Source organism: Paenibacillus turpanensis (assembly GCF_011421635.1).
Classification (GTDB): Bacteria; Bacillota; Bacilli; order Paenibacillales; family YIM-B00363; genus Paenibacillus_AK; species Paenibacillus_AK turpanensis.
The window spans coordinates 100,494-125,399 of sequence record NZ_WTLI01000014.1 but is presented as its reverse complement, the minus strand read 5'-3'; the positions used below and the strand labels follow the sequence as shown (position 1 = coordinate 125,399).

Genomic DNA, 24,906 nt, shown 5'->3' with positions numbered 1-24,906 from the left:
TAAAGAATGTATAAGTTTTCAGCGGAGTTGAACACATTCTTTATCACTAGAAAACCTACCTCTGAGTTGCGGTCACTCATCCTTGAAGGGTCCTCGATAGAGGTTTTCTTATTTTCCCCTACCATTCCCGTCGGATCGACAATGTTCCCGAAATCGTTTACCAAATCTTTAAGCGGGGATGAAGCACAGTTTACAAATATTGTGGATAATTTTAGGGGTCTACTAGCGGACGGATTTACTAGATTGCTAGAAATGGATAGAGAGGGGGCATCGACGGGTATCACTGGCGCAACTATTTTTATAGAGACGATGTAGACACGTAAACATATTCACTGATTTTCAATGGAGAGGATGAAGGACAAGTGCATCGAAAATCACGATGGTTCAGTATATGGATGACCTTATTTATGATGGTGGCGCTGATCCAGCCGTCCATTCCTGCGGCGGCAGCAGCGGATGTTCCGGTAAGCGAATTCGGACAAGTTGTCGACATGCGGCAAATGGAGCTTGCCCCCGGGGCTGTGTACTCTTGGTATGACATGTCCACTCCCCGTGGACCAGAAAAGATGCATGCAGTCGAGTTTGATCCGAAGAACCCCAACTTAGAGCTGCAGGCGGGCACCAAGTCCGGCAAGGTCACCGGGTTCCAAGGGGTAACCCAAATGGCGAATGAGGCCGATCGCCCGGGGAATCGGGTGATTGCCGGCATTAATGCCGATTTTTACGATATTAGCGGGCACGCGACGGGAGTTCCGAACGGCTTGTTTATTTCGGAGGGCACGATCCTAAGCAGTGCTTCCTCCTCCTATGCCTTCGGGTTGAAGCCTGACGGAACGTCGATATACGGCAGCCCAAAGCTGACCAAGACGGTAACGATTGGGGGAACAACGACCAATCTGACGCATATTAACCGTTATCGCGGAGCCGATCAGTTGGTGATGTATACGGTGCATTATGCGGCATCGACCAATACAGGCTCGAGCGGGGATGAAGTGCTGCTGGAGATTTTGGAGGGAGAAATAAAAAGCGGCCAAACGCTGCGCCTAAAGGTGTCGGAGGTCCGCAAAAATGCAGGAGATACCCCGCTCTCCGCAGGGCATGTTGTTCTTTCCGCCTCAGGCAGCATGAGGCCGGTATTATCCGGGCTTAAAGCAGGGGAAGAAGTTATGGTCAACCTTGCCTTGGAAGGCGAATGGAACGACGTTATGGTCGCGGTCGGCGGACAAGGCCCAATTGTGAAGGACGGCGTGGTACAGGCGGGAGTTGGCCCGGCCGGTGTCCACCCGCGTACTGCAATCGGAACAAAGGCAGACGGTACGATCGTCTTGTTTGAGATCGATGGACGCGCACCGGGCTTCAGTGAAGGGGTTGAGGTGGAAGAGCTGGCCACGATTCTGAGAGACCTTGGCGTGGTGGAAGCGATGAACCTGGACGGCGGCGGTTCGTCTACCTTCGTGGCGAAGCTTCCGGGAGAGACGACGCGCAGGATGCTGAATCGCGGCTCGGACGGCGGGGAACGCAAAACGGGGAATAGTTTGCTGCTCGTCAATAAAGCGCCGGAAGGGGAGGCAGCGAGGCTAGTCGTGCAGCCGGGCTTTGAGCGTGTTCTTGCCGGAGCAACGATCCCGCTGAAAGCAGCGGCCGTCGATGCGAACGGACATCCTGCTGCGAATAACGATGCACGCTCGTGGAGCGCCGATTCGGCGATTGGCAGCATCGACGGCGAGGGCCGCTTTACGGCGGGTCAAGCCGCAGGTGAAGGCAAGGTGAGCGTTCAGGCAGGAGCGCTTAAAGGCACCGGGCAGATCGAGGTGGTCAGCGAGCTGACGCAGCTGAAATTTCCGGATGAGCTAAAGGCCTTTAACTCTGGAGAGAAGGTCGCGCTGTCGGTTCAAGCGCTGCGCAGCGGCCAAGTGGTCCAAGCCAATAACAGCAGCTTGGAGTGGCGTGTTGAGGGGCCGATCGGTACGATTGATGCGGATGGGGTTTTTACGGCGACGAGCGAGAACAGCAAGAGCGGGAAAATTTACGTCAAGCACGGAGACGTGGAAACGTCAATGGATGTGGAGGTAGGTACGCCTCCTGTCGTGCTGGAGGATTTCGAAGCGGGAATAGACAACTACCGCGCAACGGGAGCAGCTTATAATTCGGTGTCCATCGATGTGGAGACGAATGAGGATTTGGTTCGTTTTGGCGGCAAATCGCTGCGTCTTGAATATGATTTCGTCGGTAAAACCGGAACTTCTGGGGCGTACGTGGCTGCAAGAAGCACGGACCAGCGCATTCAAATCCCCGGATACCCGGAAAAAATCAGTATGTGGGTGTACGGTGACGGCCAGAAGCACTGGCTTCGCGGACAGCTCCGTGATGGAGACAATAAGGCAGCTCCGATTGATTTTGTGGACAGTAAGAACGGCGTAAATTGGGTCGGCTGGAACTATGTTGAGGCGACAGTGCCGAAAGGAAAGTCGCTGCCTCTTTCTTTGGATTTACCGGTACGGTATATGGAAACGAGTAATAACAACAAGACCAAGGGCGTGATCTATGTCGATCAAATCCGTGCCGTTTATGGTCCGTTGACGGAGGATCGCACACCGCCGATCATCAAAAACATTGCTCCGGCCGATAAGCAAAGAATAAAAACAGCTCTGCCGGAAATTAAGGCCGTAGCCGAGGACGCAGGCTATGATCCGGTTACTTCGCCGGGCACAACGCTGATCGATCCGCAGACGATCCGTCTTTATGTTGACGGCCAGCGGGTGGATCATGGATTGTATCCGCCGAAAGGGCAAATCTCGTATATTCCGAATGACCCTTTGGAAGAGGGGCCGCACACCGTGAAGCTTTCCGTACGAGATATGGCGGGTAATCCAACGGTAAAAGAATGGAGCTTCTACGTAGACCTTGGGTCGCCTAAATTGACGTACACCGTGCCGCAGAAGCTTTTGGCCGGAAACCGGGCGGTGTTTGAGATCAAAGGGGACCAAGCGGATCAACTAACCGGAGGATACTTGGAATTCGGTTTCGATCCTGCAAAAACGGACGGCTTTGAGGTCATTCCGGGGCCGAAGCTGAGCGCTGCACAGGTGACCGGAGTCGTGCAGGAGGATTCCGGAACGGTGCGTGTACAATTTGCGGATTTGGCGTCTGCTAAGAACGTTACCGATGAGGATGTATTGGCGCAGGTTGCGTTCCGTGTGATGCCGGAAGCAGAAGGGACGCATACCGTCGAACTGCGGTCGGGAGAGGTTTCGTTTGAGGGCCGCAGCACGCCGCTTCGTCTTTTTGCCGAGCCTGTCGTATCGACGATAGAAACCCAGCTTACGCTGGATTGGAATTATGAGGGCGTGACAGAAGGCTTCGAGACGCAGTTCACGATCAAGGACCAAGATGGTCGTCCGGTGGAAGGCGCAGCTCTCCTTATCGATGGAATAGAGCTAACGGACGGAACGGAAATCGTGAAGACCAATGCGAACGGAATGCTTTCCACGGGAAAGCTGACGCAAAGTGTGAAGAGCTACCGTCTGCAGGCAGTAAAGGATACGCAGTACAGCCCGGTTATGGTCTTTACAGTATCCAAGCTGGCTGGAAAAATGACGCCTTACAATATTAGCGCGGCTATGGCCGAAGATCCTTCTACGGCACGCAGGTTTTCCTGGAACACGAATCCGGATGTACAGGGAACGGTGGTTGACGTCGTAGAAACCACAAAGTTTACGAGCTTCGAGGACGCGGGGGCGGAGGTGCGCCGTTATCACGGAAGCAGCCGTATCTACCATACGAATAACGATGGTACGATCCGGGTTCACAAAGCGGCAGCAGACGGTTTGCAGCCGAATACCGCCTATACGTACCGGGTCGGTGACGGCCAAGGCAGCTACAGTGAGGTTGGTCAGTTCCGCACGGCTGCGGTGGGCGGCGATTCAACGAAGTTCTTGTTCTTCGGCGACTCGCAGGCCACGACTAAGGAAGGCTTTGACATGTGGGGCGAAACGCTGCAAACAGGCCTGGACGATATGCCGGATGCCGATTTTATTGTGCATGCCGGAGATATTGTCGACCATGGGCATGAGGAAGAGCAGTGGAACATGTGGTTTGACGCTGCCCAGCAAAATCTGTTGAAAACGACGCTGGTAGCGGTGGTCGGCAACCACGAGGTTACCGGGGAAAATCCGGATGTTGAAGGGGATGAAGGGAAGGATTTCACCTCGCACTTCAATTTCCCGGAGAATGGAATCGACAAGCTGAAGGGCATGAATTATTCCTTTGATTACGGCAAGGTCCACGTAGCGGTTCTGAACAGCGAGTATCAATTTGCCGAGCAAAGAGACTGGCTTCGTCAGGATTTGGCGGATACGGATCAGCCTTGGAAAATCGTTGTATTCCACCGCGGCCCTTATGGAAGCTATTACAGCACGGAAGCAGTAAAAACGCATTGGACACCGGTACTGGATGAATTTAAGGTGGATATGGTGCTGAATGGGCATGATCATATTTATTTGCGAACCTATCCGATGAGCAATGGCTTCGCAGTACCGAGCGGTCAAGGTACGGTATATGTAATCGGCGGCTCCACCGGACCGAAGTTTTATGAGCATTATGTCCGGCCTTGGCAGGAAGTTGTGTTTAAGGAGAGCACCCAAATTTATTCCAAGGTTGAGGTGGAAGGCGGCACCTTGACGTTTATTGCCAAGACGGTGGACGGACGCGAGGTCGACCGGTTCGAGCTCAAGAAGCTGGATGTCATCGAGGAGCTGGAGCTTCAGGGAGCAGCCCAATTAAAGGTGGGTGAGACGGCACAAACGGTCGTTGAAGCGGTGTATACGTTAAGCGGCAGAGTTACGATTACAGAAGGCGTAACGTACAGCAGCAGTGATTCGGCAGTGGCAAGCGTGGACAGCGAAGGCCAGCTGGAAGCGTTGAAGGCGGGCACAGCCGTTATCACGGCGGTGTACGCAGGCGTAAGTGGCTCGTACACGCTGAAGGTGCTTCCGCATGACGTAGTCCTGACCGGCATTGAAGTGAGTGGGCCGGAGGCGCTGAAGGTCAACGAAACAGGCGAAGCGGTAACAAAAGCCGTATACAGCGACGGCACGAAAGTGGCACTTCCGGAAGGCGTAGCCTACAGCAGCAGCGATGCGGCAGTGGCAAGCGTAGACAACAAAGGCCAGCTGGAAGCGTTGAAGCTGGGCACAGCCGTTATCACGGCGGTGTACAGTGGCTTTAGCGATACGTACACGCTGAAGGTGCTTCCGCCGGACGTGGCTTTGACCGGCATTGAAGTGAGTGGGCCGGAGGCGCTGAAGGTCGGCGAAACAGGCGAAGCGGTAACAAAAGCCGTATACAGCGACGGCACGAAAGTGGCACTGCCGGAAGGCGTAGCCTACAGCAGCAGCGATTCGGCGGTGGCGACCGTGGATCAGGCGGGTAAACTGAAGGCGCTAAAGGCTGGTACGACTGTGATTCAGGCGGTTTATCATGGAAAGCGTGATGAATTCTCTCTTACCGTAACCACCACCAGCAACAACGGGAACGACGAAGATGAGGATAGCGACGGGGATACGGCTTCAACGACCCCGCAGGCCCCAGCTCCTTCTGTGAAACCGGAAGAAAACGGGCAGTATGAGGTTAGCGAACTGGAGTTGAAGGAAGGCAAGACGATCCAATTGAAGCAGCCGCTGCGGGAGCTGGTAATTCCGGCGAATGTTACTCAAGTGTCCGGGTCTCCTCTGCGGGTGGAGGCGGACAACCTGCATGTGTCCATTCCGATTCCGGTTCTACACGAGCTGAGCGGGCTTGTTGGTGAAGACGAATTGGCGGGCAGCTTGATCAGGCTGACCGTGGCTCCGATTGGAGAGGAAGAAGAAGCACGTCTGTTGGATAATGCAGAAGGACGTTATAGCGCCGGGCTGCGTTCGGTTGGAGAGGCCTATAACTTTACCCTCTCGATTACGACGCAGAGCGGGGAGATCATGAAGCTAACGCAGTTTGCACAGCCTCTGCAGATTTCGTTTAAGGTGAATTCGCAGGCGGATCGCGAGCTTACCGGAATTTATTATATCTCGGATCGCGGAACGCTTGAGTACGTCGGCGGGCGCTGGGAAGATGGCATGCTGACGGCGGAAGTTACTCATTTTAGCCGTTATGCGGTGCTGGAATATACGGCGGAATACCGTGACGTACCGGTTGGCCATTGGGCGCACGACGTCATTCTTCAGCTGTCTGCAAAGCAGCTGGTACAGGGTGAGGCAGGGCGGTTCAGCCCAGACCGGAAGGTGACTCGCGCGGAGTTTACCGCGATGCTTGTGCGGGCCTTGAAGCTGGGGGTTGCAGGAGAAGCATCCCAGCCTGCATTTGCGGATGTGCCGGCACAGGCTTGGTATGCGGATGATATTGCACGTGCCGCAGCAGCGGGTCTGGTTAACGGACTGAGCAAAGAATCATTTGCACCGGAAGCGGCAATTTCTAGGCAGGAAATGGCGGCTATGATCGTTCGTGCTTACGAATATGCAAGTAAAACCAAGGTAGCCGGCGACTCGGCCCATGCGTTCGAGGACGTTGTGTCCGCGCCGGAATGGGTGCAGACGGCCATAGCTAAAGCAAAAGCATTAGGGCTCGTGAACGGCCGTGAGCAGCATCGCTTCGAGCCGGAAGGCAGCGCAACCCGTGCGGAAAGCGCAGCCGTGTTATACGAGCTGCTTGCCAAGCTGGACAAAGCGAAGTAACATCCCGAAATCGAAAATCGCCAGCCCCCTGCAAAGCAGGGCGGACTGGCGATTTTTTTAATGCCTCATGGATGAGCGGGTTACCCACCGTTCCTTTTCTCCATCTGGCACCACATGTTTTCGAACTGAAGTAATCAGCGCGATTGCCCCGTTACCTTCCAGCTTATTGCAGCGATTTTGGCTGCTTTGCATTTTGCATCGCCTGCTGGATTTTGGCTTCCGCCTCCGCCATAGGCAGTCCTTCGATTTGGGACTGAAAGCTCTTTAAACCGCCATTGCGATGCCCGTCATAGACCAGCTTGTCATCCTTGTCGAGCTTAAACTTCCCCTGATAAACCCCTGCCACGATATAAGCGTCGTCGATGACCGGTCCTGCATATTTTTCCAAGAACAGCACGTTTCTCTTATGATCATCCATGCCGAAGGCGGCCACCTCCAAAATGCGAACGGTGGTAGATTTCAACTGCTCGTCCCCTTTAATGACCCGTTTGACCGTGGCTTCCGTTATTTTAAAATCTGCCTCGCGGTGTTTGACGGTGTCGCTTTTTCCGGTAAGCTCAACCTCGACGATGGCTGAGGCAGCATCGGCCATGTCCTCCAAAGCCTCATAGTACTTCTGCTGCTCGGCGGCTCCGAGTTGATCCTGCTGCAAGGACGTTCCGCAGGCGGTTAGGGTAACGATTCCAAATACAAAGAGAAGTGCGATCAATTTGTTTCTCATGGCAACCACATCCCGATTCCATAGTGCCAGCCCTCATCAGCGGTATCGTGCTTTTTCAGTCTGCTGGGATTTTAGGATACCAGAAGGGCACTATCAAAGTCAGTCGCAATCCGCTGTCGAACCGCAATAGATGAAAAGGGTTCTACAGGTTATGGGAAAAGGAGTGGAGTCCCATAATAGGGAGAGGGACCTGCCGATATGGTGGGATTACGAAAGGACAAAGCGCATGAATCTGATTATTGAAATCGCAACCTTGAACCTGCTATCTCCACTGATCTTGTTTTTTCTAATCGGGATCATGGCCACGGTGGTCAATTCCGATCTAAAGGTGCCGGAGGCATTTTACACCGGATATACGATGATTATCTTGTTTACAATTGGCATCAAGGGAGGAACCCAGCTGAAACAGGGCTCTTTTGCCGCGATGGTTGTTACAGGGATTGCTGCATTGGCACTCTGCCTGCTCATGCTGGGGCTGACGTATTTTCTTGTGAAAAAGGTGTTCCGGTTTTCGCGCCCGGACGCGCTTGCGCTCGCGGCACATTACGGTTCGGTGAGCGCGGTTACCTTTGTCGCCGGACTCACTTTTCTAGATAAAATGAAGATAGAGTATGAAAGCTTCATGACAGCGATCCTGGTCGTGATGGAAGGGCCCGCGATTATTTCGGCAATCGTGCTCTATAAATGGCTGGAGCATAAAGGCAGCGGAAAGCAGGCGGCGGGGCTAGGGCATGCGGTGAAGGAGGCTTTTTTCGGTAAAAGCATTTTCCTTCTGCTGGGTGGAATCTTTATCGGTTTGGTTGCAAATGAGGAGGGGCTGGCGAAAATAAAACCGCTCTTCGGCGATTTGTTTTATGGTATATTATGTATTTTCCTGCTTCACATGGGGATGATTGCGACGCAGAGTATTCGTCAGCTGCGGGGATACCGCATCGCCTCGTTTCTCTTTGCCTTTATTTTGCCTTTGGTTGGCGGGATGCTGGGGATTGTCGTGGCGGCCAAGGTGGTCGGGCTGTCGCTAGGCGGCGCTTTTATTTTGGGACTGCTCACGGCAAGCGCCTCTTATATTGCAGCGCCGGCGGCGATTGAGGATGCGATCCCGGAGGCGAATCCGGGCATATATATCGGCTCCGCCCTCGGTCTTACGCTGCCGTTCAATTTAATTGCAGGCATTCCGTTTTACTATTGGTTTGCGCAGGTGATGCAGGCGTGAGCTTTCCTTCTGGCTATTTTTCCTCCGGGCGGGCAAACAGTGTCCCCTGCTCCAGCTGATCGACGAATTGCTGAAGCCATTCGTAATAGTCGAGGGCGTGAGCCATTTTATGATGGATAAGCAGGGCTTTATTCCGTTCCTCTTCACTCGTCTCAAGGCTTAGAATCATGTCCCTCACGGCGGGCAGTACGCGGTGCACAGCCGCAGTCATGACGTCGATTTCGCGCTGCAGCTTGGTCGTGAAGAACGACTGGAACGCTTTGTAGAAATCATGTTCCGCGACATAAAGATCCTTGCGCTCCTGCTTTTCCTCCAGCTTGTGCACCATCCGCGAATCCATTAACGTACGCACGGCGTAGCTCATGCTGCTCTTGCTCATGCTCATCATGGTTTTCATTTCCTCAAGCGTCATCGGCTTGTCCTCGAAAAACATAACTCCGTACAGCTGTCCCACGGAAGGTGTGGCGCCGTATAAATCCATCGTTTCCGCGATGGCTTCAATGATTTCCTGCTTCAGCTCTTCTAACGACGGCTTTCCCGGTTTTGGTTCATGCAATCCGCTCACCCTCGATGTTCCTTTCAAAAAAAATTGAACACTACCTCTTATTATACCGGATGCTGTCCATTAAAAAAATCTTAAAACCGCGTTAACACTGCGTTTACGCTTTTTCACACTTTCGAGTGTACAATATTTTTTGAACGTTAGGAGATATTTTGTTGATTTTAAAGTGAAATACCCGAGTATTCAATAAAAACTGAACAAAGGAGTCGTGTCGATGAATTGGCGCAAACGGCTGGGGGAGCCCTCCGCATACTTGTTCTGCTTGCCTGCTATGATCCCGCTGACCGTATTTTGGCTCGCACCGATGGCCTATGTCGTTTATTTAAGCTTTACCGATTGGGATTTTATGAGCCCAGACAAGCTGTGGGTCGGATTGGAAAACTACACGGAGCTGCTGCAAAATGATGACTTTTACCAAGCGCTGCGGGTGACGTTCATGTTCGGCGCGGGTACGGTCATTCCGGTCATGCTGGGAGGTCTTGCCCTAGCCTGTCTTTTGCAGGGGAAGCTGCGCGGGTCCAGCGTGTATCGCGCGGTTTTGTTTTCCCCGTGGATCACGACGACGGTCGCCATTTCAATTGTATGGTCGTGGATTTTTGAGCCGCGGGTTGGATTGGCGAATGCTTTCTTAGAAATGATGGGCATCCCGAGCATCGAGTGGCTAAAAAGCTCGGATTGGGCGCTGCCCGCGGTCATGATCGTGTCGGTGTGGAAAAGCATCGGCTGGGCAATGATATTTTATTTGGCTGCGCTGCAGCAGGTGCCGCAGGACTTGAAGGAAGCCGCTTCATTGGATGGAGCGGGGCGGATGCGGATTTTTACCCGCATTACACTTCCACTCCTATCGCCGACATCGTTTTTTCTGTTTATCATTCTGTGGATTGAAGCGTTCCAAGCGTACGACCAAATTAGCATTTTGACGCAAGGGGGTCCGTCGGGCTCGACACGGACACTGCTCTACTTATATTATCAGTCGGCGTTTGAGGGATTCCGCGTAGGGGAAGCATCCGCTATTGCGCTCGTGCTTGTCGGCATTTCCGCGCTGTTCTCGCTGCTTTCGATGTGGGTCAGCAAACGCTACGTTCATTACTTGCAGTAGGAGGAGGCTGTACCGTCTATGAAAAATGCTCGCCTGCTGATGCTTCCTCTTCGGCATATCGTACTGCTGGGGCTTGGGATCGTCATGGCCTTTCCGTTTCTTTGGATGCTTACCAGCTCATTAAAAACGAATGATGAAATTTGGAGCTTCCCGCCGGTGCTGTGGCCGGCCGAGCCGATGTGGGCCAATTTCGCTGAAGCGTGGACGGCGGCTCCGTTTGGGCTGTATTTGTTTAACAGTGTGTTTGTGGCGACGATCATCGTGCTCATCCAAACGATCAATTCGGCGATGATGGCGTTTGCCTTGACGCATATGCGCTTTCCGCTGGCGAATGCGTTGTTCCTAATTATTCTGGTGAGCTACATGCTGCCGGTGTCGGCGACGTATTTGCCCTCGTATGTGATTTTGTCAAATCTCGGCCTTATTGACACGTACGCCGGGCTGATTGTTTCCAATGCGGTCAGCGTGTTTTCGATTTTCTTCGTGCGTCAGGCGTTTCTGCAGCTGCCGAAGGAGCTGGTGGAGGCGGCAAAGATCGACGGCGCGTCGAACTGGCGGATCCTTTGGACGATGGCGTTTCCGCTCGCCCGGTCCAGCTTCGTCATCCTCGGTCTGATTACATTTATTCAGATGTACAACAATTATTTTTGGCCGTCGCTCATTACGAAAAATCCCGACCTGCATCTCGTGTCGGCGGGGCTGCGCAGCTTTTTTGTAGAGGGCGGCGCGTACGGGATGAAATGGCCGCTGGTCATGGCAGCCAGCACGTTGACCATATTGCCGCTGCTGCTGTTGTTTGCGGTGTCGCAGCGTCTGCTGATGAAGGGGGTGAGTCACTCCTTCGGCGTGAACAAAGGGTAACCGGCGGCAAACAGCATAGAAAGACAAAGCGTTTATACATAACATTTTTCAACCGAATTCGATGTAAAAAAGGAGAGGGAACGAAGATGCAGCGTTACGTTCAAGGTACGAGAGTGAAGGGGATTATTTTACTGTTTCTCAGCTTTATCATTGCACTGGTTTCCGGATGCTCCGGAGTGGAGCAGAGCAAGCCGGCGGCAAGCGATGCGAAGCCGGAGGCGACGGCGGCCAAGGAAGAGGCGGCAGCACCGAAGAAGCAACCGGTTGAAATCGAGTTCTGGTACGGCCTCGGCGGCAAGCTTGGGGAAAATATGGAGACGTTGATTACAAAGTTTAACGAGTCGCAAAGCGAGGTTGTGGTCAAAGGCGTCGTACAGGGCAAATACGATGAAACGAAGCAGAAGCTGCAGGCCGCGATCGCTTCCAAAAAGCCGCCGGCGGCTGTGCTTACGCAGGAGAATGACTGGGCGAAAAAAGGCCTGTTCGTAGCGATGGACAGCATGATAAAGGAAGACCCGAATTTTAAGGCGGACGATTTCGTTCCGGCTTTCTTGAAGCAGGGGGTCGTTGACGGCAAGCAGTATTTCCTGCCGATGTACGGAACGACGCAGGTGCTGTACTACCGCAAGGATATGCTGGAGAAGGCGGGCCTGACGACCGACGTATTTAAGACGTGGGAAAGCCTGGCCGATGCGGCCAAGAAGATGAATGTTGTGGAAAATGGCAAGGTGAAGGTGTACGGCTGGATGCCGATGTGGGGCTGGGAAAATATGGCCGATGCGACGCTGAGCCGCGGCGGCAAATTTGTAAGCGACGACGGCAAGCAGCTGCTGATTGACAGCCCGGAGTGGATTGAGACATGGGATCAGTTCCGCAAATGGATTCATGAGGATAAGATTATGGGCATTCATTCCGGCGGGCAGGGCTGGGAATATTGGTACAAAACGATTGACGATGTAATGCAGGGCCGTGCGGCAGGCTATACCGGCTCCAGCGGCGACCAGGGCGATCTTGATTTCTCGGTTGTAGCGGCGTATCCGCAGCCGGGCTGGAATAGCCATGCTGCGGCACCGATCGCCCAAGCGCTGATGGCGGGCATTCCGGCCGGCGTATCCGAGGAGCAGCAGAAGGCGGCTTACAAGTGGCTGACGTTCTTCTCGAAGACGGAAAATACGGCGTTCTGGTCGATGAACACGGGTTATATTGCCGTTCGCAGCTCGGCCATGGAGGACCCGGCATATAAAGCGTTCGCGGCCCAAAATCCGCAGAGCCAGGTGCCGCTGAAGCAGGCGCAGACGGCGTCCAGCGCGTTTATTGATCCGACCGGCGCGAAGATTACCGATGCGCTGAAGATTGCCGCAGATAAGGTGCAGATCGAGAATATCCCTGCGGAAAAGGCGCTGAAGGAAGCGAAGGAGAAGGCGCAAAAAGAGCTGGATAAAGTGACGGGAGCCAAGTAATGATGCAGCGTATTGCGGATGTACAGCGCGTAACGGTTCGGGAAGAAGCTTTTCTTCCCGAACCCCGGGCGCTTTTTTATTCTGTAGAGGTAGGCGAGGGCGTGCGCGAGCTCGTCCTTCATATTGCATACGAGCAGCTGCCGTGGATGCATGTGTTTGTGCGCGACCCGCAGGGTCAGGTGCGGGTGCAGTATCTTGGCAAGCACCGGCCGGAGCGGCTCGTGCTGAGCGAGGCGCGCGAGCGCTGCACGATCGGCTGTCCGGCCGGAGCGATTTCCGCCGGCACCTGGTCGGTGGAGGCGGTTGTGTATCCGCCGCGCGAGGCGGGCGCCTGGCTGCAGATCGATATCGATCTGCAGAGCGGGGGCGGGCCCGGGGCGGAAGCGCCCGAGAGCACGCTGCCGATTGCGGAGGGCGTGCCGTGGCTAACGTCTACGGGCGAGGTGGCCGTAGATGTTAGCGAGGCAGCCCACCGAGAGCAGCGCTGGTACAAGGGCGACTTTCATATGCACACGCTGCTGTCCGACGGGAAGCAGACGCCGGGCCAGCTGAGTCGTCTTGCGGCCGAGCGGCAGGGCTTGGATTTTATCGTGGTGACGGAGCATAACACGGTGCATACGGCGTGGCCTAGGCAGGAGGGGCTGCTTGCCGTGCCCGGCGTAGAAATTACCGGGTCTCGCGGTCACTTTAATGTGCTGGGTGCCCGCGAGTGGATCAATATTTATGACCGAGAAGGCCGGCTGACGCTGGAGGACGGCGCGGGCATGAACCGGATTTTGGCCGCAGCGAATGCTCAGGGCGCCGTCTGCAGCTTGAATCATCCGTACTTGGCGCCATGGGATTGGCGGTTCACCGACACGGATATGAGTTTATTCGCCGCGATGGAGATCTGGAATGACCCGACGTACGAGGGTAATGCGGAAGCGGCCGAGCAGGCGCTGAAAGCATGGGACCGCTGCTGGGCGCGGGGCATTCGGCTCGCCGGGATCGGCGGCAGCGATACGCATATGCTTCCAGGCGACAGCTATACGCCGGGAGGTACGCCGTCGATCGTCGGCGATCCGGCGACGTACGTCTGGAGCGACGGGCTCAGCCCGCAGTCGCTGCTCGATGCGGTGCGCCGCCGCCGCTGCTACGTGAGCCGAGGGCCTGTGCTGTCGCTCGACATTCGCGCGAACGGCCGGGAGCTGCGGCCCGGAGACGACGCTTCCGAGCCGGCCCGGTTGTGGGAGCTTGCGATCGACTACACGCTGTCGATCGAATCGTTTGCCGCTGCATCGGCGGTGAAGCCGGACGACATTCTTCGTGTCGTCTGGATCGAGAGCGGCCGCGCCGTGCGCGTTGATCAGGCGGCGACAGGCATTGCCTGCCGCTTCACTGCAAGCTGGCCGGCCGGTCAGTATCGCTGGCTGCGGGCTGAAGTGCGCACGAAGGACGGGGAGCTGCTCGCATTCGTGAATCCGGTGTACGCTTATCCCATCGAGCCGCTTGCCACGGTGTGGAAGCAGGTGAGCGGGTGACGAATCAAGCATGCGCATGGATATGCTCAGGCGAAGGCAGCTGGGATATCGAAGCGATCCTGTTCGATAAAGACGGCACGCTGCTCGATTTTCAAGCGCTGTACGGCACGTGGGCAGCGGTGATGACAAAGCAGCTCGAACGAATCGAGCCGCGTGTCGATTGGGCTGCGGCACTGGGCGTCCGCTTCTTGGAGGAGCCGCTGCCGGTGCATGACCCAGCCGGGCCTCTGGCCATGGCTTCGAATTCGCAGCTGGAGGCCATTCTTGCTTGGCAGCTGTACCAATCGGGCTGGGCGTGGAATGAGGCGGTGCAGCAGGTCCAGGAGCAGTTTGAGAAGGTCAATCAAACCATCAATACGCTCCGCCCGGTTAAGCCGACAGCCGGCGTTGAAGCCTTCCTGAAGGCTTGCCGCACTGCCGGTCTTCCGCTGGCGGTGGTGACTGCAGATGATACCCTCATGGCCGAGCGGCATCTGGAATGGTCAGGCCTGCGTCCGTATTTTCAGGCCGTCATCGGTACCGATCAGGTGGCCCGGGGCAAGCCCAACCCGGACATGGCACTGCTGGCCTGCCAGCGGCTTGCTGTTAAACCGAACCGCGCCCTCGTCATCGGAGATACGAGCGGAGACATCATGATGGGCAGGCAGGCGGGCCTGCGGGCGGCAATATTAGTTGGCGGCCGAAAGAACGGCTCCCAGCAGGCGGCGGCGCAGACCCAGCCGGAAGCGGCAGACCGGCGGGAAGCAGGAATGCATTGCACCGACAGCCTGCCGCCGAACCAAGGCATTGCAGCGCTTCCGCTGCAGCCTGCGAGCCCGCGTCCGGCAAGGGCTGCCATTCCGGATGCCTGGATCATGGACTTTACCGAGCTGACTGTACGATCAACGAGACCTGAAGGGGACGAGGAATAGTGAAAGGCTGGCTGCTGTTGTTGTTTGCCATTGTGCTGGAGCTAACCGGCACCTTGTCGATGAAATACTCGGACGGCTTCGCTCGAGTGCTCCCTTCCATCATGATGTTCGTTTGCTACGCGGCGAGCTTCACGATGCTGAATTTAGCCATCAAGACGATTGATGTCAGCGTCGCGTATGCGATTTGGTCCGGTGTAGGAACCTTGCTGATCACCGCAGCGGGCGTGTTTCTTTTTAAGGAAACGCTGACTGCCCTAAAAATCGCTTCTATTATGGTGATCATCTTCGGGGTAATCGGGCTCAATGTCGCCAGCAGGGTATGAGGACGGGAAATGGTGAATACAAAATACAGCGGAGGACAAGGACATTCTGCTAAACGTCTTTGACCGCCGCTGTTTCTATTTCCATCAATTACATCTACTGACTGGGCGTTTGAAAAAGGAAAGTGGTATGAAGGATCCGCGTGGATTCTGTCATACCGCTCTTTTTTTCACGGATTCATTTAGATGAGATCCGATTGCTGCAGCAGCCTTTTGATCATGACGGCTGCTTCAGCCCGTGTCATATTATTTTTGGGTGCAAGTTGAGTGTCGTCTTTGCCTGAAACAATGCCGGCTTCAACACTATTAGCAGCGCCGGCTTCAGCCCACTCCGATATACTCTCTCTATCTAGGTACGGATCAAGGACGTTGCTCGCCGACCGCTTCGAGCCTTTTTCATGGAGCTTTGTCACTTCCATTGCTTTGGCCAAAATCACCATGGCTTGTTCTCGGGTGATTTTATCATTCGGACGAAAGGTTTGGTCTTCGAAGCCGCTGATCAGCTTATAGTTATAAGCCGTATGAACGGCACTATAGTGCCAATCTGAAGGTTGAACATCTGAGAAGACACCGGTGCCATTTGCAGGCTTCAAGCCCAGTGCCCGAACGAGGATCGCGGCAAATTCAGCACGTGTAATATCGTCATCAGGGCTAAAGACGCCCTGCGATGTGCCGTCGATAATCATACGCGAGCCCATCTCATTAATCTCGTGCTTCGCCCAATGCGCCTCTACATCTTGGAATTCCACCGGATTCCAAATAAGCGAGTAGATACTGTTGGTCAGACTGTTTATTTCAGCGTAATGCTTGCCTTTGTTCGAAATCACCTTCGTTGGAACATGGCGGACGGTCCCATCTGCTTCGAGCACAACTGCTGTCGATATTTGTGCAGGGTCCACACTGTCCGGGATTACGATGGAGCGCTTCACGAATTGATTGAATTTTGATACGTCCAGGATATTATCCTCGTTGACGGCACGAACAGTAAAGTCAATCGGTGAACCGACTAAAGTAAAGGATCCTTTGGTAGCTGCGATTTTAGCTTGTTTCATCGCTTCAACGGATGGGACAGCAAGCTCAATCTGTACGACAATTTCCTCCAACGGCACTGCTGCACCCATTCGCTGCGAAATGGAGTCGATCCCGATTGCTGCGGCCGGTTGGTTGTAGGTTGCCTGGTTGGTTTTGACTTCCAAGAAGGCTTGATAGGATTCCATAATTTTCGCTAATTGTCCGCTCAGCTCGGTAATGAGAATGTCCGTTTTCCATTCCACGGGGATCGTAACGACAGCGTACTGTCCCTCCGCTCTAAGGAACGCCTCGATTTTTTTGGGGTCAAGAATTACCGTCAATACGGTTTGGCCATTACGCATGCTTTCCTCATAGCGGGCTGCGTCAATGATCTTGCCGTTCACAAGGATATTCACAGATGAATCATTCTGCGCTTTTAACGGAGCGGTTGACCCCGAGGCAGATCCTGAACTATGGTCAGTGTCTTCATCGTCGTCGTCTGTTTTCACGCTAGGAGTGACGGCGTTCGAGGGTGCTGAAGAAACGCCGCTCCCCACTTTATTGATGGCTCTCACAGTAAAGGTATATGTTGTTCCATTCGTTAAACCGGTTAAGGTAATCGGACTTTCCGCTCCCGTAACGACAACGTTTCCAGGAGATGAGCTCACCTCATAGCCGGTAATCGGGCTTCCTCCATGATCGCTAGGAGCCGTAAAGGAAATCGTTGCTTGTCCGTCACCTGCAGACGCAGTGATTAATGTAGGAGCGCCAGGTACGCCCGCAGGCGTCACTTCAACTTGGTTGGATTCAGCACTCAAGCCGCCCGAATTTCCCGCCTTGACCACAAAATAATAGGTATTTCCATTGACGAGACCAGGGATGGTATAAACCGTATCCGTCACTGTTGCGATGGGCTCGAAAGGATAATGGCCGGACAAGGTTGACATGTACACGTTGTAGTAGGTTGCACCCGTTACGGTGTCCCAGGTCAGTGTGGCTTGGCCGCTTCCTTCCTCGGCGACAAGCTGCTGAGGGTTTGCAGGTGCATTCGGTACGTTTACCACCTGCGTTACGGTAAAGCTTACAGTAGGTAAATGGTCGGCGGATATCGTCACTGTGCCGGTGTATGTTCCGGCAGGTAGGCCGTCGACTGCTCTAACGGTAAAGGTGCTTGAAGCTCCGCTTTGTAAAAATGAATCGGGCGGCGTAATGGTGAAATGTTGGGCATGGACGTCTTGCAATGCCGCCTCTACCCGCTGCAAATCACCTGTACCGGTATTGGTGATCGTGATTGTTTTGGTTTCCTGCGTGCCGGACTCATAGCCTGCTGTCAGATCTGTCATTGTTTGATCCGAAATGACATCTACCAAATAGGTTAGCGGCGGCGGGTTAGTCGTGAAGCTGAGCAGAGCTTCCGCCCCGGCCGGCGCGCCGGAAGAAGAGTCCGCCGCGTAACGAACCGCGACTGCGTGCGTGCCCGACAGATCGGGCGCGTTAGTGCCGTCGAAGCGAACGAAGCTGCCGCCGTCCACCTTATATTCCATCGCGGTGGTCAGCCCGATGATAACGTTGTTGGCATCGTCAGCGGACACATTCGGCGCAGGCGGCGGTGGCGGATTCGGTGTAAAGCTGAGCAGCGCCTCCGCCCCGGCCGGCGCGCCGGAAGAAGGGTCCGCCGCGTAACGAACGGCGACAACGTGCGTGCCCGACAGATCGGGCGCGTTGGTGCCGTCGAATCGGACGAAACTGCCGCTGTCTACCTTATACTCCATCGCGGTGGTCAGCCCGACGATAACGTTGTTGGCATCGTCAGCGGACACATTTGGGGCCGTTGGAACCGTGCCGACAGTTAGGGCCTCAACGGCACTCTCCCCCTTGGAAGAGCCTGCTGAGAGTTCGAATCGATAGCTTGTCACAGGAGTTAGATCTTTCACAGTAAAGCTAGTGTCCAATCCCTCAAATAGCTTAGTGTTGGTGGTCTTCTCACGCAAAACGTAGGCGGACACACCCGGAACCGCGTTCCAACTCAGTGAAATTTCAGTGTTACTTACCGCGGTTGCCTGGAGGTTAAATATTGGAGCGGGGTAGCCATGAACAACCGCATCATTCTTATTTGAGGACAGGTCGTAGATACGGCCTGTCGTTTGATCGGTTGGTTTCCACAAGCCCGCTAGACCGGGTTCACTTCCGGTTAAGCCGAGAGAGTCATTGCGAATTTGCGGCAAACTTCTTGCGTAATTCCATAACGCGATTTCGGCTAAACGTCCTTGGGCCCTTCTATCTTTAGAATCCATTGATCCGGAGATAAAGGCTCCCAAGGATGCCGTTTGAGAGACGGAGGAACTCCCTGCGACCAGTGAAAGCCCTTTACTTATTCCATTCACGTAAATGGCTGCTGTTGAGGGGGTAGGTACCCCGTTTGGAAAGACGACGGCAATATGCATCCAAGAGTTCTGGTGTTCCGTCGCATCAAAACCAAGCAGATCGCCATTACCGGTTGTAATGCCCATATATTGTCCGGTGTATTGAAGACCGTACGGGGTACCTTCCCACGTAAATAAGGAAGAGGGACCCGAACCTTCAAGGTAATACCACATCTCTACCGTATTCGAATCTGTTAGCCAGGTTCCTGAAGGCAGGTTATCCATATGAACGAAGTCATCTATGCCGTCCAAAGTGATTGGGTTTGGAATGGAAGGTTGATTCGTTTCAAGAAGACCAAGCGACTGGAAGGCAGTCTCCCCATTTGGTGTTGAATACTTGATTTGGTAGTGATACGTTCGCCCACCGACCAGTCCCCAGTCCGTAAAAGACGGATTCGAACCTACATAGACAACGCTCCCCCCGCGACTTATGCTGTATGTAATGGAAGGGGCTGAAACCGGGTTCCAGCTGAGATCGGCCCGGTAACCGGCATTGTTGTTGATTTGCAGGGAATTTGAAATCGATGTTGTGACGTTCAAAACCGTTCCGTGGTTTCTATTCGAGGTTTGATCGTTAACGATCGCGGTCGAGAGATGGTCAGGCACCCAATATCCGACCAGACCGTTTTGTGGGAAAGCATCCTCTGTGTAATTTGAAGTCATGCTGCTGGCCACCTCATCGGCCGTCAGAGCGCGGTTATGGATGGATAAATCCTTGATTCTACCTTTAAATTTATAGCCGTTGTTATAACCGCTGTTGGTTCCCAAACCTGAAATCGTGAAATTCGAACTGGCAGACTTAGAATTGCTGCTTGATCCCAGTCCGTAATTAAGAGGAGCTTTACGAACTCCGTCAATGTAGATCGCTGTATTGGTATTGTTAATAACACCATTCGGAAAGACGACAGCGATATGGATCCATTTATTGTAGTACGTTGAGGCGGGGAACGGTATGCCGAAGACCTCATTATTTCCTGTGGTAAGTCCGAGCCATCCGCTCACCATTTCAACACAATAGGTACTGCTCCAGCAAAATGGCATTCGGCCGCTGCTTCCATCCCAATACATCCAAAACTGGACTGTATTTTGTCCTCCGGGCTCTAGATTGACGGGGACGCCTGTAATTTTTATCTCATCGTCAACCCCGTCGAACCATAAATAGTCCGAAGCTGTGCTTGCAGCGCTGATTGTCGGCTGTACGGATAAGGTTCCCGTCACTAATCCCAAAATCAAAAGTACGATTGCGAGCTTTTTCTTAATCATATTCCACATCCTTATTATAAAATCCAGATTCTTCTAAGCTATAGTAGCACGTTATAGAGGGTATTCGTAGCAAATCATTTTAATTTGATTTCATTCATGAGGGTTAGGTATAAGAAAAAGAGCGAATGGTAGTGCCGTTAGACACACCCACATCGCTCTTTTTGAATTTGTTACATAAATCGTCAGGTTTGCCCTGCGCAGCATTATGCCATAGAGTGACAAACCTGATGAAGCTAGAATCATGAATAAAAGAAAGATAAGTTCTTTGTAAGTTCTTATTTCAGGTCAAAACGATCTGCGTTCATCACTTTCACCCAAGCGGCGATAAAGTCACGAACAAACTTTTCTTGGTTGTCGTCCTGCGCGTAAACCTCTGCAACAGCGCGCAAAACGGAGTTCGAACCAAACACGAGATCTACGGTTGTCGCTGTGCGCACCACTTCGCCGGTCTGGCGGTCGCGTCCTTCGTAAACGTCGTCGCCTACTGGCTTCCACTGAATGCCCATGTCAAGCAGGTTCACAAAGAAGTCGTTGGAGAGCAAGCCTACGCGATCGGTGAATACGCCGTGCTTCGTGCCGCCGTAGTTTGTGCCGAGAACACGCATACCGCCGATCAGCGCAGTCATTTCCGGAGCAGTAAGTCCAAGCAGCTGAGCCTTGTCAACCAGCAGCTCTGCAGAGCTTACGCTGTACTGCTTCTTCTGGTAGTTGCGGAAGCCATCGGCAATCGGCTCCAGTACGGCAAAGCTTTCTGCATCGGTTTGCTCTTGTGTAGCATCGCCGCGGCCAGGAGCAAACGGAACCGTTACATCAAAGCCTGCATCACGCGCAGCTTTTTCGACTGCAGCGCTGCCGCCGAGTACGATCAAATCAGCCAAGCTGACTTTCTTATCCAGTTCGTCTTGAATCGCGCTCAAAATGGTAAGTACCTTTTCAAGCTGTTTTGGCTGGTTTACTTCCCAGTCCTTCTGCGGAGCAAGGCGAATCCGGGCGCCATTCGCGCCGCCGCGCATATCCGAGCCGCGGAAGGTGCTGGCCGAAGCCCAAGCTGTTGTCACAAGCTCGCTGACTGTGAGTCCGGAATCGAGGATTCTCTTCTTCAGCTCCTCGATTTCTGCCGCTGTCAATTCATAACCCGCAGTCGGAATCGGATCCTGCCAAATAAATTGCTCTTCCGGAACTTCTGGACCCAAGTATCTTGCACGAGGTCCCATGTCACGGTGAGTAAGCTTGAACCATGCACGAGCGAATGCGTCTGCAAATTCCTCTGGATTCTCGTAGAATCGGCGGGAAATTTTTTCGTATACCGGATCAAAGCGCAATGCCAAATCCGCAGTGGTCATCATGGTTGGAACACGGACGGATGGATCCTCTGCGTCCGGTGCAAGATGCTGCTCAGCAGGATTTACAGCTTTCCACTGATGTGCGCCTGCAGGGCTCTTCGTCAGCTCCCACTCATAGCCGAACAGCATTTCAAAGAAACCATTGTCCCACTGTGTCGGATTCGCCGTCCAAGCGCCTTCAATACCGCTGCCGATCGAGTCACGGCCTTTGCCGGAGCCATGTGTGCTTTCCCAGCCTAAGCCTTGTGCTTCGATTGGAGCAGCTTCCGGTTCTGGACCTACATGAGAAGGATCTCCCGCACCGTGTGCCTTACCGAACGTGTGGCCGCCGGCAATAAGCGCAACGGTTTCTTCATCGTTCATGCCCATACGTCCAAACGTGTCACGAATGTCACGCGCACTTGCAAGCGGATCCGGGTTGCCGTTAGGACCTTCCGGATTAACGTAGATCAGACCCATTTGAACGGCAGCAAGCGGATTCTCCAGCTCACGATCGCCTTTGTAACGCTTATCTCCTAACCATTCTGTCTCGGAGCCCCAGTAGATGTCTTCTTCCGGATGCCAGATGTCGGCGCGTCCGCCGCCGAAGCCAACGGTTTTGCCGCCCATGGATTCGATGGCAACATTACCTGTAAGAATCAATAAGTCGGCCCAAGAAATCTTGTTGCCGTACTTTTTCTTGATCGGCCACAGCAGGCGACGGTATTTATCGATAAGAACGTTGTCAGGCCAGCTGTTCAGCGGAGCAAAACGCTGCGAGCCGGTGTTACCGCCCCCGCGGCCGTCGCCTGTACGATATGTACCGGCGGAGTGCCATGCCATACGAATAAATGCGGGACCATAATGACCGTAGTCGGCTGGCCACCAATCTTGGCTGTTTGTCATCAGATCGCGAAGATCCTGCTTAAGAGCTTGATAGTCTAGCTTTTGAAATTGTTCTCTATAATCAAACTCTTCTCCCATAGGGTTGGATTTACGGTCATGTTGATGAAGAATGTTCAAGTTAAGTTGGTTAGGCCACCATTCCTTGTTTGTCGTGCGGCTAGAATTGTTAGTGGTGACACTGCCGTGCAGGAACGGGCACTTTCCGGAGTTCGTAGAGTCCATAGCGTTCATTTCAACATCTCCTAACGATTTAGATTAGATTTATTATTAAATAATAAATACCTTAATACAATATATAATATTATTTCGGACAGAAATCAACTGAAATTTTTTTGAAAATAATTTTCATTATCACTTATGCAGTGGCTTGACCTAAAAAACCTCCTACTTTATTACCATATATATAATCGTATCAATATAAATAGATTACCTGAGTGAAGATTTATGGAATAATATTTGAATAATATGAGAAAAGGGGTATTTTCTTTGAATAGAAATGGACGAATATCTAAAATTTCACTTTGGATGAGTGTTATCGCGGTTTTTGGAGGCATGTCTTTATTTTTTGTTCCTCTGCTCCTAGACGTTAGGTCGTTAGCCTTTTTCAATCAAATGATGGAGTACTCTCTAGTCTTATCGATCGCGAGCTTGATTCTTGGGGTCATCGGCTTTTTTCGGGATCAAGGAGTGGCGGCTAAAATCATGGCTTGTTCGGCTATTCTTTTAAATGGGGTTATTTATATGCCTTTTGTATATGTGATCCATCGCCTTTTTTAGTACAAGCAGTTTTTTTGAATCAATCTTTTTAAGTGATGGAAAGGAAAATTAAACGATGAACCAGTTACGACAGATGCTTCAACGGCTGGACGGCAAGGGGTATAAGGCGTATAAGGAGCTGACTGGCACGTACCGTGAAAATGAGCTGCTGCTGCATATGGATCATATTCAGTCGGATCCCTTTGCCGCGCCGTCGAGAATTCGCATCGAGGTTAGAGGAATGGTGATAGAGCCAGAATGGCTGGCAACGCCTTGGCGGCGGACGGCGATTGAGGACTTTTTTGCGCGGTATGCGGCGGAGATGATTCGCAGCAATCAGGCGCGCAACGGCGGCTCCGGCAAGAGCGGCGCGATCATGGTGGACGCCCCGGGGCAGGCGGTGCTTGCGCGAACCGCGGCTAGGGTATCGCCGGACACGTTGGAGCTCCGGCTTTCCGTCGGACTACCGGCGGCAGGTCGCACGGTATTAGGCCGTGCAGCCGCCAAGCTGCTATGCGAACAAATCCCCGCGATCGCACGCCAGACGGCGCAGGGCTTTGACCGCAGGAAGCTGCTCGCTCATTTGGAGCTCGCCGACCAGCAGGCGGCGATTCGCGCCTTCTTGAAGGAACGCGGCTTTGCGGCCTTCGTCGCCAACGGCGCGATTCTTCCCCGGGAGAGCGGCGTCAGCAGCCGTCCGATGCGTGGGAGGGAAGTGATCCCGTTCCAGTCTCCCGCCTCACTGGAGGTCGAGATTACGCTGCCGCACCGCGGCCCCATTCGAGGGATGGCGATCCCGAAGGGCGTTACGCTCATTGTCGGCGGCGGATACCATGGCAAAAGCACGCTTCTCCAAGCCATTGAACGAGGCGTATACAACCATGTTGCCGGGGATGGACGAGAATATGTGATTACGGACGATTCGGCTTGCAAAATACGAGCAGAGGACGGACGCCGGGTCGAGAAGGTAGACATCTCCGCTTTCATTACGAACCTGCCCTTCGATAAGGATACCCAGCGTTTTTCGACGGAGGATGCGAGCGGCAGCACTTCTCAGGCGGCCAACATTATGGAAATGCTGGAGCTTGGCACCGAGCTGCTGCTGATCGACGAGGATACAAGTGCGACGAACTTTATGATCCGCGATGCCCGGATGCAGGCGCTGGTCGCGAAATCGAAGGAGCCGATCACACCCTTTGTGGATAAAGTTCGCCAGCTTTACGAGGAGCATCATGTCTCGACGATTCTGGTCTTAGGCGGATCAGGAGATTATTTCGCGGTGGCGGACACGGTCATTATGATGGACGAATACCGGCCTGCGAATGTGACAGCGGAGGCGCACCGGATCGCCCGGGAGATCGAGCATGGCAGACGCCCGGAGGGAGGCCGCGCGTTCGGGAGGCTGACTTCACGGAGCGTTCGCAGCGACAGCTTTGACGCGTCGCGCGGCTCAAGAGAGAAGGTCGATGCCAAGGGGCTCGCCAAGATCGTCTACGGCACGCACGATATTGATCTGACCTATGTGGAGCAGCTGATCGATCCGAGCCAAACGAGAGCGATTTCCAATATGCTGGTAGTCCTTGCGAATCGATTGGCTGACGGAAAGACGCCAGTAGCTGAGATGGTGGACAAGCTTTATGCCCTTGTGGCGGAAAAAGGCTTGGACGCGGTCTCCCCGTTCTACGGAAAGCATCCCGGCGACCTGGCGCTGCCGCGAAAGTTTGAGCTGGCTGCCGCGTTAAACCGGCTGCGCACGCTTAGGGTACAATAAGTCTGCCGCGCTTCTTCGTTCTGCATCTACGTCAAAGGAAAGGGGATCGTTCAATGGGTACG

The 24,906-nt window shown here is 53.7% G+C and carries 14 protein-coding genes; 10 read left to right on the top strand and 4 right to left on the bottom strand.

Annotated features, from left to right (window positions below; genetic code table 11):
• Positions 1 to 362: 362 nt before the first annotated feature.
• Positions 363 to 6,725 carry a phosphodiester glycosidase family protein gene (locus tag GQS10_RS14460; RefSeq protein ID WP_341805075.1) on the top strand — a complete coding sequence of 2,121 codons (6,363 nt, stop codon included), beginning with the start codon at positions 363 to 365 and terminating at the stop codon, positions 6,723 to 6,725.
• 163 nt (positions 6,726 to 6,888) lie between these two features.
• Here the strand turns inward: GQS10_RS14460 and GQS10_RS14455 are convergent, their stop codons facing one another.
• On the bottom strand, positions 6,889 to 7,446 hold the full coding sequence (locus GQS10_RS14455; protein ID WP_166243371.1) for a hypothetical protein: 558 nt from the start codon (positions 7,444 to 7,446) through the stop codon (positions 6,889 to 6,891).
• 226 nt (positions 7,447 to 7,672) lie between these two features.
• Between GQS10_RS14455 and GQS10_RS14450 the strand changes: the two genes are divergently transcribed.
• A complete protein-coding gene (locus GQS10_RS14450) occupies positions 7,673 to 8,659 on the top strand; it encodes a sodium-dependent bicarbonate transport family permease (protein WP_166243369.1) in 987 nt (328 codons plus the stop codon).
• 13 nt (positions 8,660 to 8,672) lie between these two features.
• On the opposite strand, the gene GQS10_RS14445 is transcribed toward GQS10_RS14450, so the two are convergent.
• Complete coding sequence (locus tag GQS10_RS14445) at positions 8,673 to 9,224, bottom strand: GbsR/MarR family transcriptional regulator (RefSeq protein ID WP_341805074.1); 552 nt, start codon at positions 9,222 to 9,224, stop codon at positions 8,673 to 8,675.
• A 211-nt stretch (positions 9,225 to 9,435) separates the two neighbouring features.
• On the opposite strand from GQS10_RS14445, the gene GQS10_RS14440 reads away from it, so the two are divergent.
• The 6 genes from GQS10_RS14440 (at position 9,436) to GQS10_RS14415 (ending at position 15,395) form a co-directional block, all read left to right on the top strand.
• Complete coding sequence (locus GQS10_RS14440) at positions 9,436 to 10,320, top strand: carbohydrate ABC transporter permease (protein WP_166243367.1); 885 nt, start codon at positions 9,436 to 9,438, stop codon at positions 10,318 to 10,320.
• 18 nt (positions 10,321 to 10,338) lie between these two features.
• Positions 10,339 to 11,181: a carbohydrate ABC transporter permease gene (locus tag GQS10_RS14435; RefSeq protein ID WP_166243365.1), complete on the top strand. Its 843-nt coding sequence runs from the start codon at positions 10,339 to 10,341 to the stop codon at positions 11,179 to 11,181.
• An 86-nt stretch (positions 11,182 to 11,267) separates the two neighbouring features.
• Entirely contained in the window at positions 11,268 to 12,641 is a 1,374-nt protein-coding gene (locus GQS10_RS14430) for an ABC transporter substrate-binding protein (protein ID WP_166243363.1), read from the top strand.
• Positions 12,641 to 14,161 carry a CehA/McbA family metallohydrolase gene (locus GQS10_RS14425; protein ID WP_243735175.1) on the top strand — a complete coding sequence of 507 codons (1,521 nt, stop codon included), beginning with the start codon at positions 12,641 to 12,643 and terminating at the stop codon, positions 14,159 to 14,161. Before GQS10_RS14430 ends, GQS10_RS14425 begins: the two co-directional genes overlap by 1 nt.
• Positions 14,158 to 15,072, top strand: coding sequence for an HAD-IA family hydrolase (locus GQS10_RS14420; protein ID WP_166243361.1), 915 nt, complete (start codon positions 14,158 to 14,160; stop codon positions 15,070 to 15,072). The genes GQS10_RS14425 and GQS10_RS14420 overlap by 4 nt, the downstream gene beginning before the upstream one ends.
• Complete coding sequence (locus GQS10_RS14415; protein WP_166243359.1) at positions 15,072 to 15,395, top strand: SMR family transporter; 324 nt, start codon at positions 15,072 to 15,074, stop codon at positions 15,393 to 15,395. Before GQS10_RS14420 ends, GQS10_RS14415 begins: the two co-directional genes overlap by 1 nt.
• A gap of 179 nt (positions 15,396 to 15,574) precedes the next feature.
• Here the strand turns inward: GQS10_RS14415 and GQS10_RS14410 are convergent, their stop codons facing one another.
• Together GQS10_RS14410 and katG are read right to left on the bottom strand one after the other, a co-directional pair.
• Positions 15,575 to 20,089, bottom strand: a complete 4,515-nt coding sequence (locus GQS10_RS14410) for an S-layer homology domain-containing protein (protein WP_166243357.1) — start codon at positions 20,087 to 20,089, stop codon at positions 15,575 to 15,577.
• A gap of 275 nt (positions 20,090 to 20,364) precedes the next feature.
• Positions 20,365 to 22,539, bottom strand: a complete 2,175-nt coding sequence (gene katG / locus GQS10_RS14405) for a catalase/peroxidase HPI (protein ID WP_424991793.1) — start codon at positions 22,537 to 22,539, stop codon at positions 20,365 to 20,367.
• Positions 22,540 to 22,803: 264 nt separating this feature from the next.
• Here katG and GQS10_RS14400 point away from each other — a divergent pair, with 264 nt between their 5' ends.
• Positions 22,804 to 23,094, top strand: coding sequence for a hypothetical protein (locus GQS10_RS14400; protein WP_166243353.1), 291 nt, complete (start codon positions 22,804 to 22,806; stop codon positions 23,092 to 23,094).
• 55 nt (positions 23,095 to 23,149) lie between these two features.
• The gene (locus GQS10_RS14395; protein WP_166243351.1) at positions 23,150 to 24,844 is read left to right on the top strand and encodes an ABC-ATPase domain-containing protein; all 1,695 of its coding nucleotides are present in this window, start codon (positions 23,150 to 23,152) and stop codon (positions 24,842 to 24,844) included.
• The last annotated feature ends 62 nt before the right edge of the window (positions 24,845 to 24,906 follow it).

Excerpts from the sequence above, each read along its gene's own strand:
- GQS10_RS14455 (WP_166243371.1), bottom strand. The coding sequence starts at position 7,446 with ATGAGAAACAAATTGATCGCACTTCTCTTTGTATTTGGAATCGTTACC.
- GQS10_RS14450 (WP_166243369.1), top strand. The coding sequence starts at position 7,673 with ATGAATCTGATTATTGAAATCGCAACCTTGAACCTGCTATCTCCACTG.
- GQS10_RS14440 (WP_166243367.1), top strand. The coding sequence starts at position 9,436 with ATGAATTGGCGCAAACGGCTGGGGGAGCCCTCCGCATACTTGTTCTGC.
- GQS10_RS14435 (WP_166243365.1), top strand. The coding sequence starts at position 10,339 with ATGAAAAATGCTCGCCTGCTGATGCTTCCTCTTCGGCATATCGTACTG.
- GQS10_RS14430 (WP_166243363.1), top strand. The coding sequence starts at position 11,268 with ATGCAGCGTTACGTTCAAGGTACGAGAGTGAAGGGGATTATTTTACTG.
- GQS10_RS14425 (WP_243735175.1), top strand. The coding sequence starts at position 12,641 with ATGATGCAGCGTATTGCGGATGTACAGCGCGTAACGGTTCGGGAAGAA.
- GQS10_RS14410 (WP_166243357.1), bottom strand. The coding sequence starts at position 20,089 with ATGATTAAGAAAAAGCTCGCAATCGTACTTTTGATTTTGGGATTAGTG.
- katG (WP_424991793.1), bottom strand. The coding sequence starts at position 22,539 with ATGGACTCTACGAACTCCGGAAAGTGCCCGTTCCTGCACGGCAGTGTC.
- GQS10_RS14395 (WP_166243351.1), top strand. The coding sequence starts at position 23,150 with ATGAACCAGTTACGACAGATGCTTCAACGGCTGGACGGCAAGGGGTAT.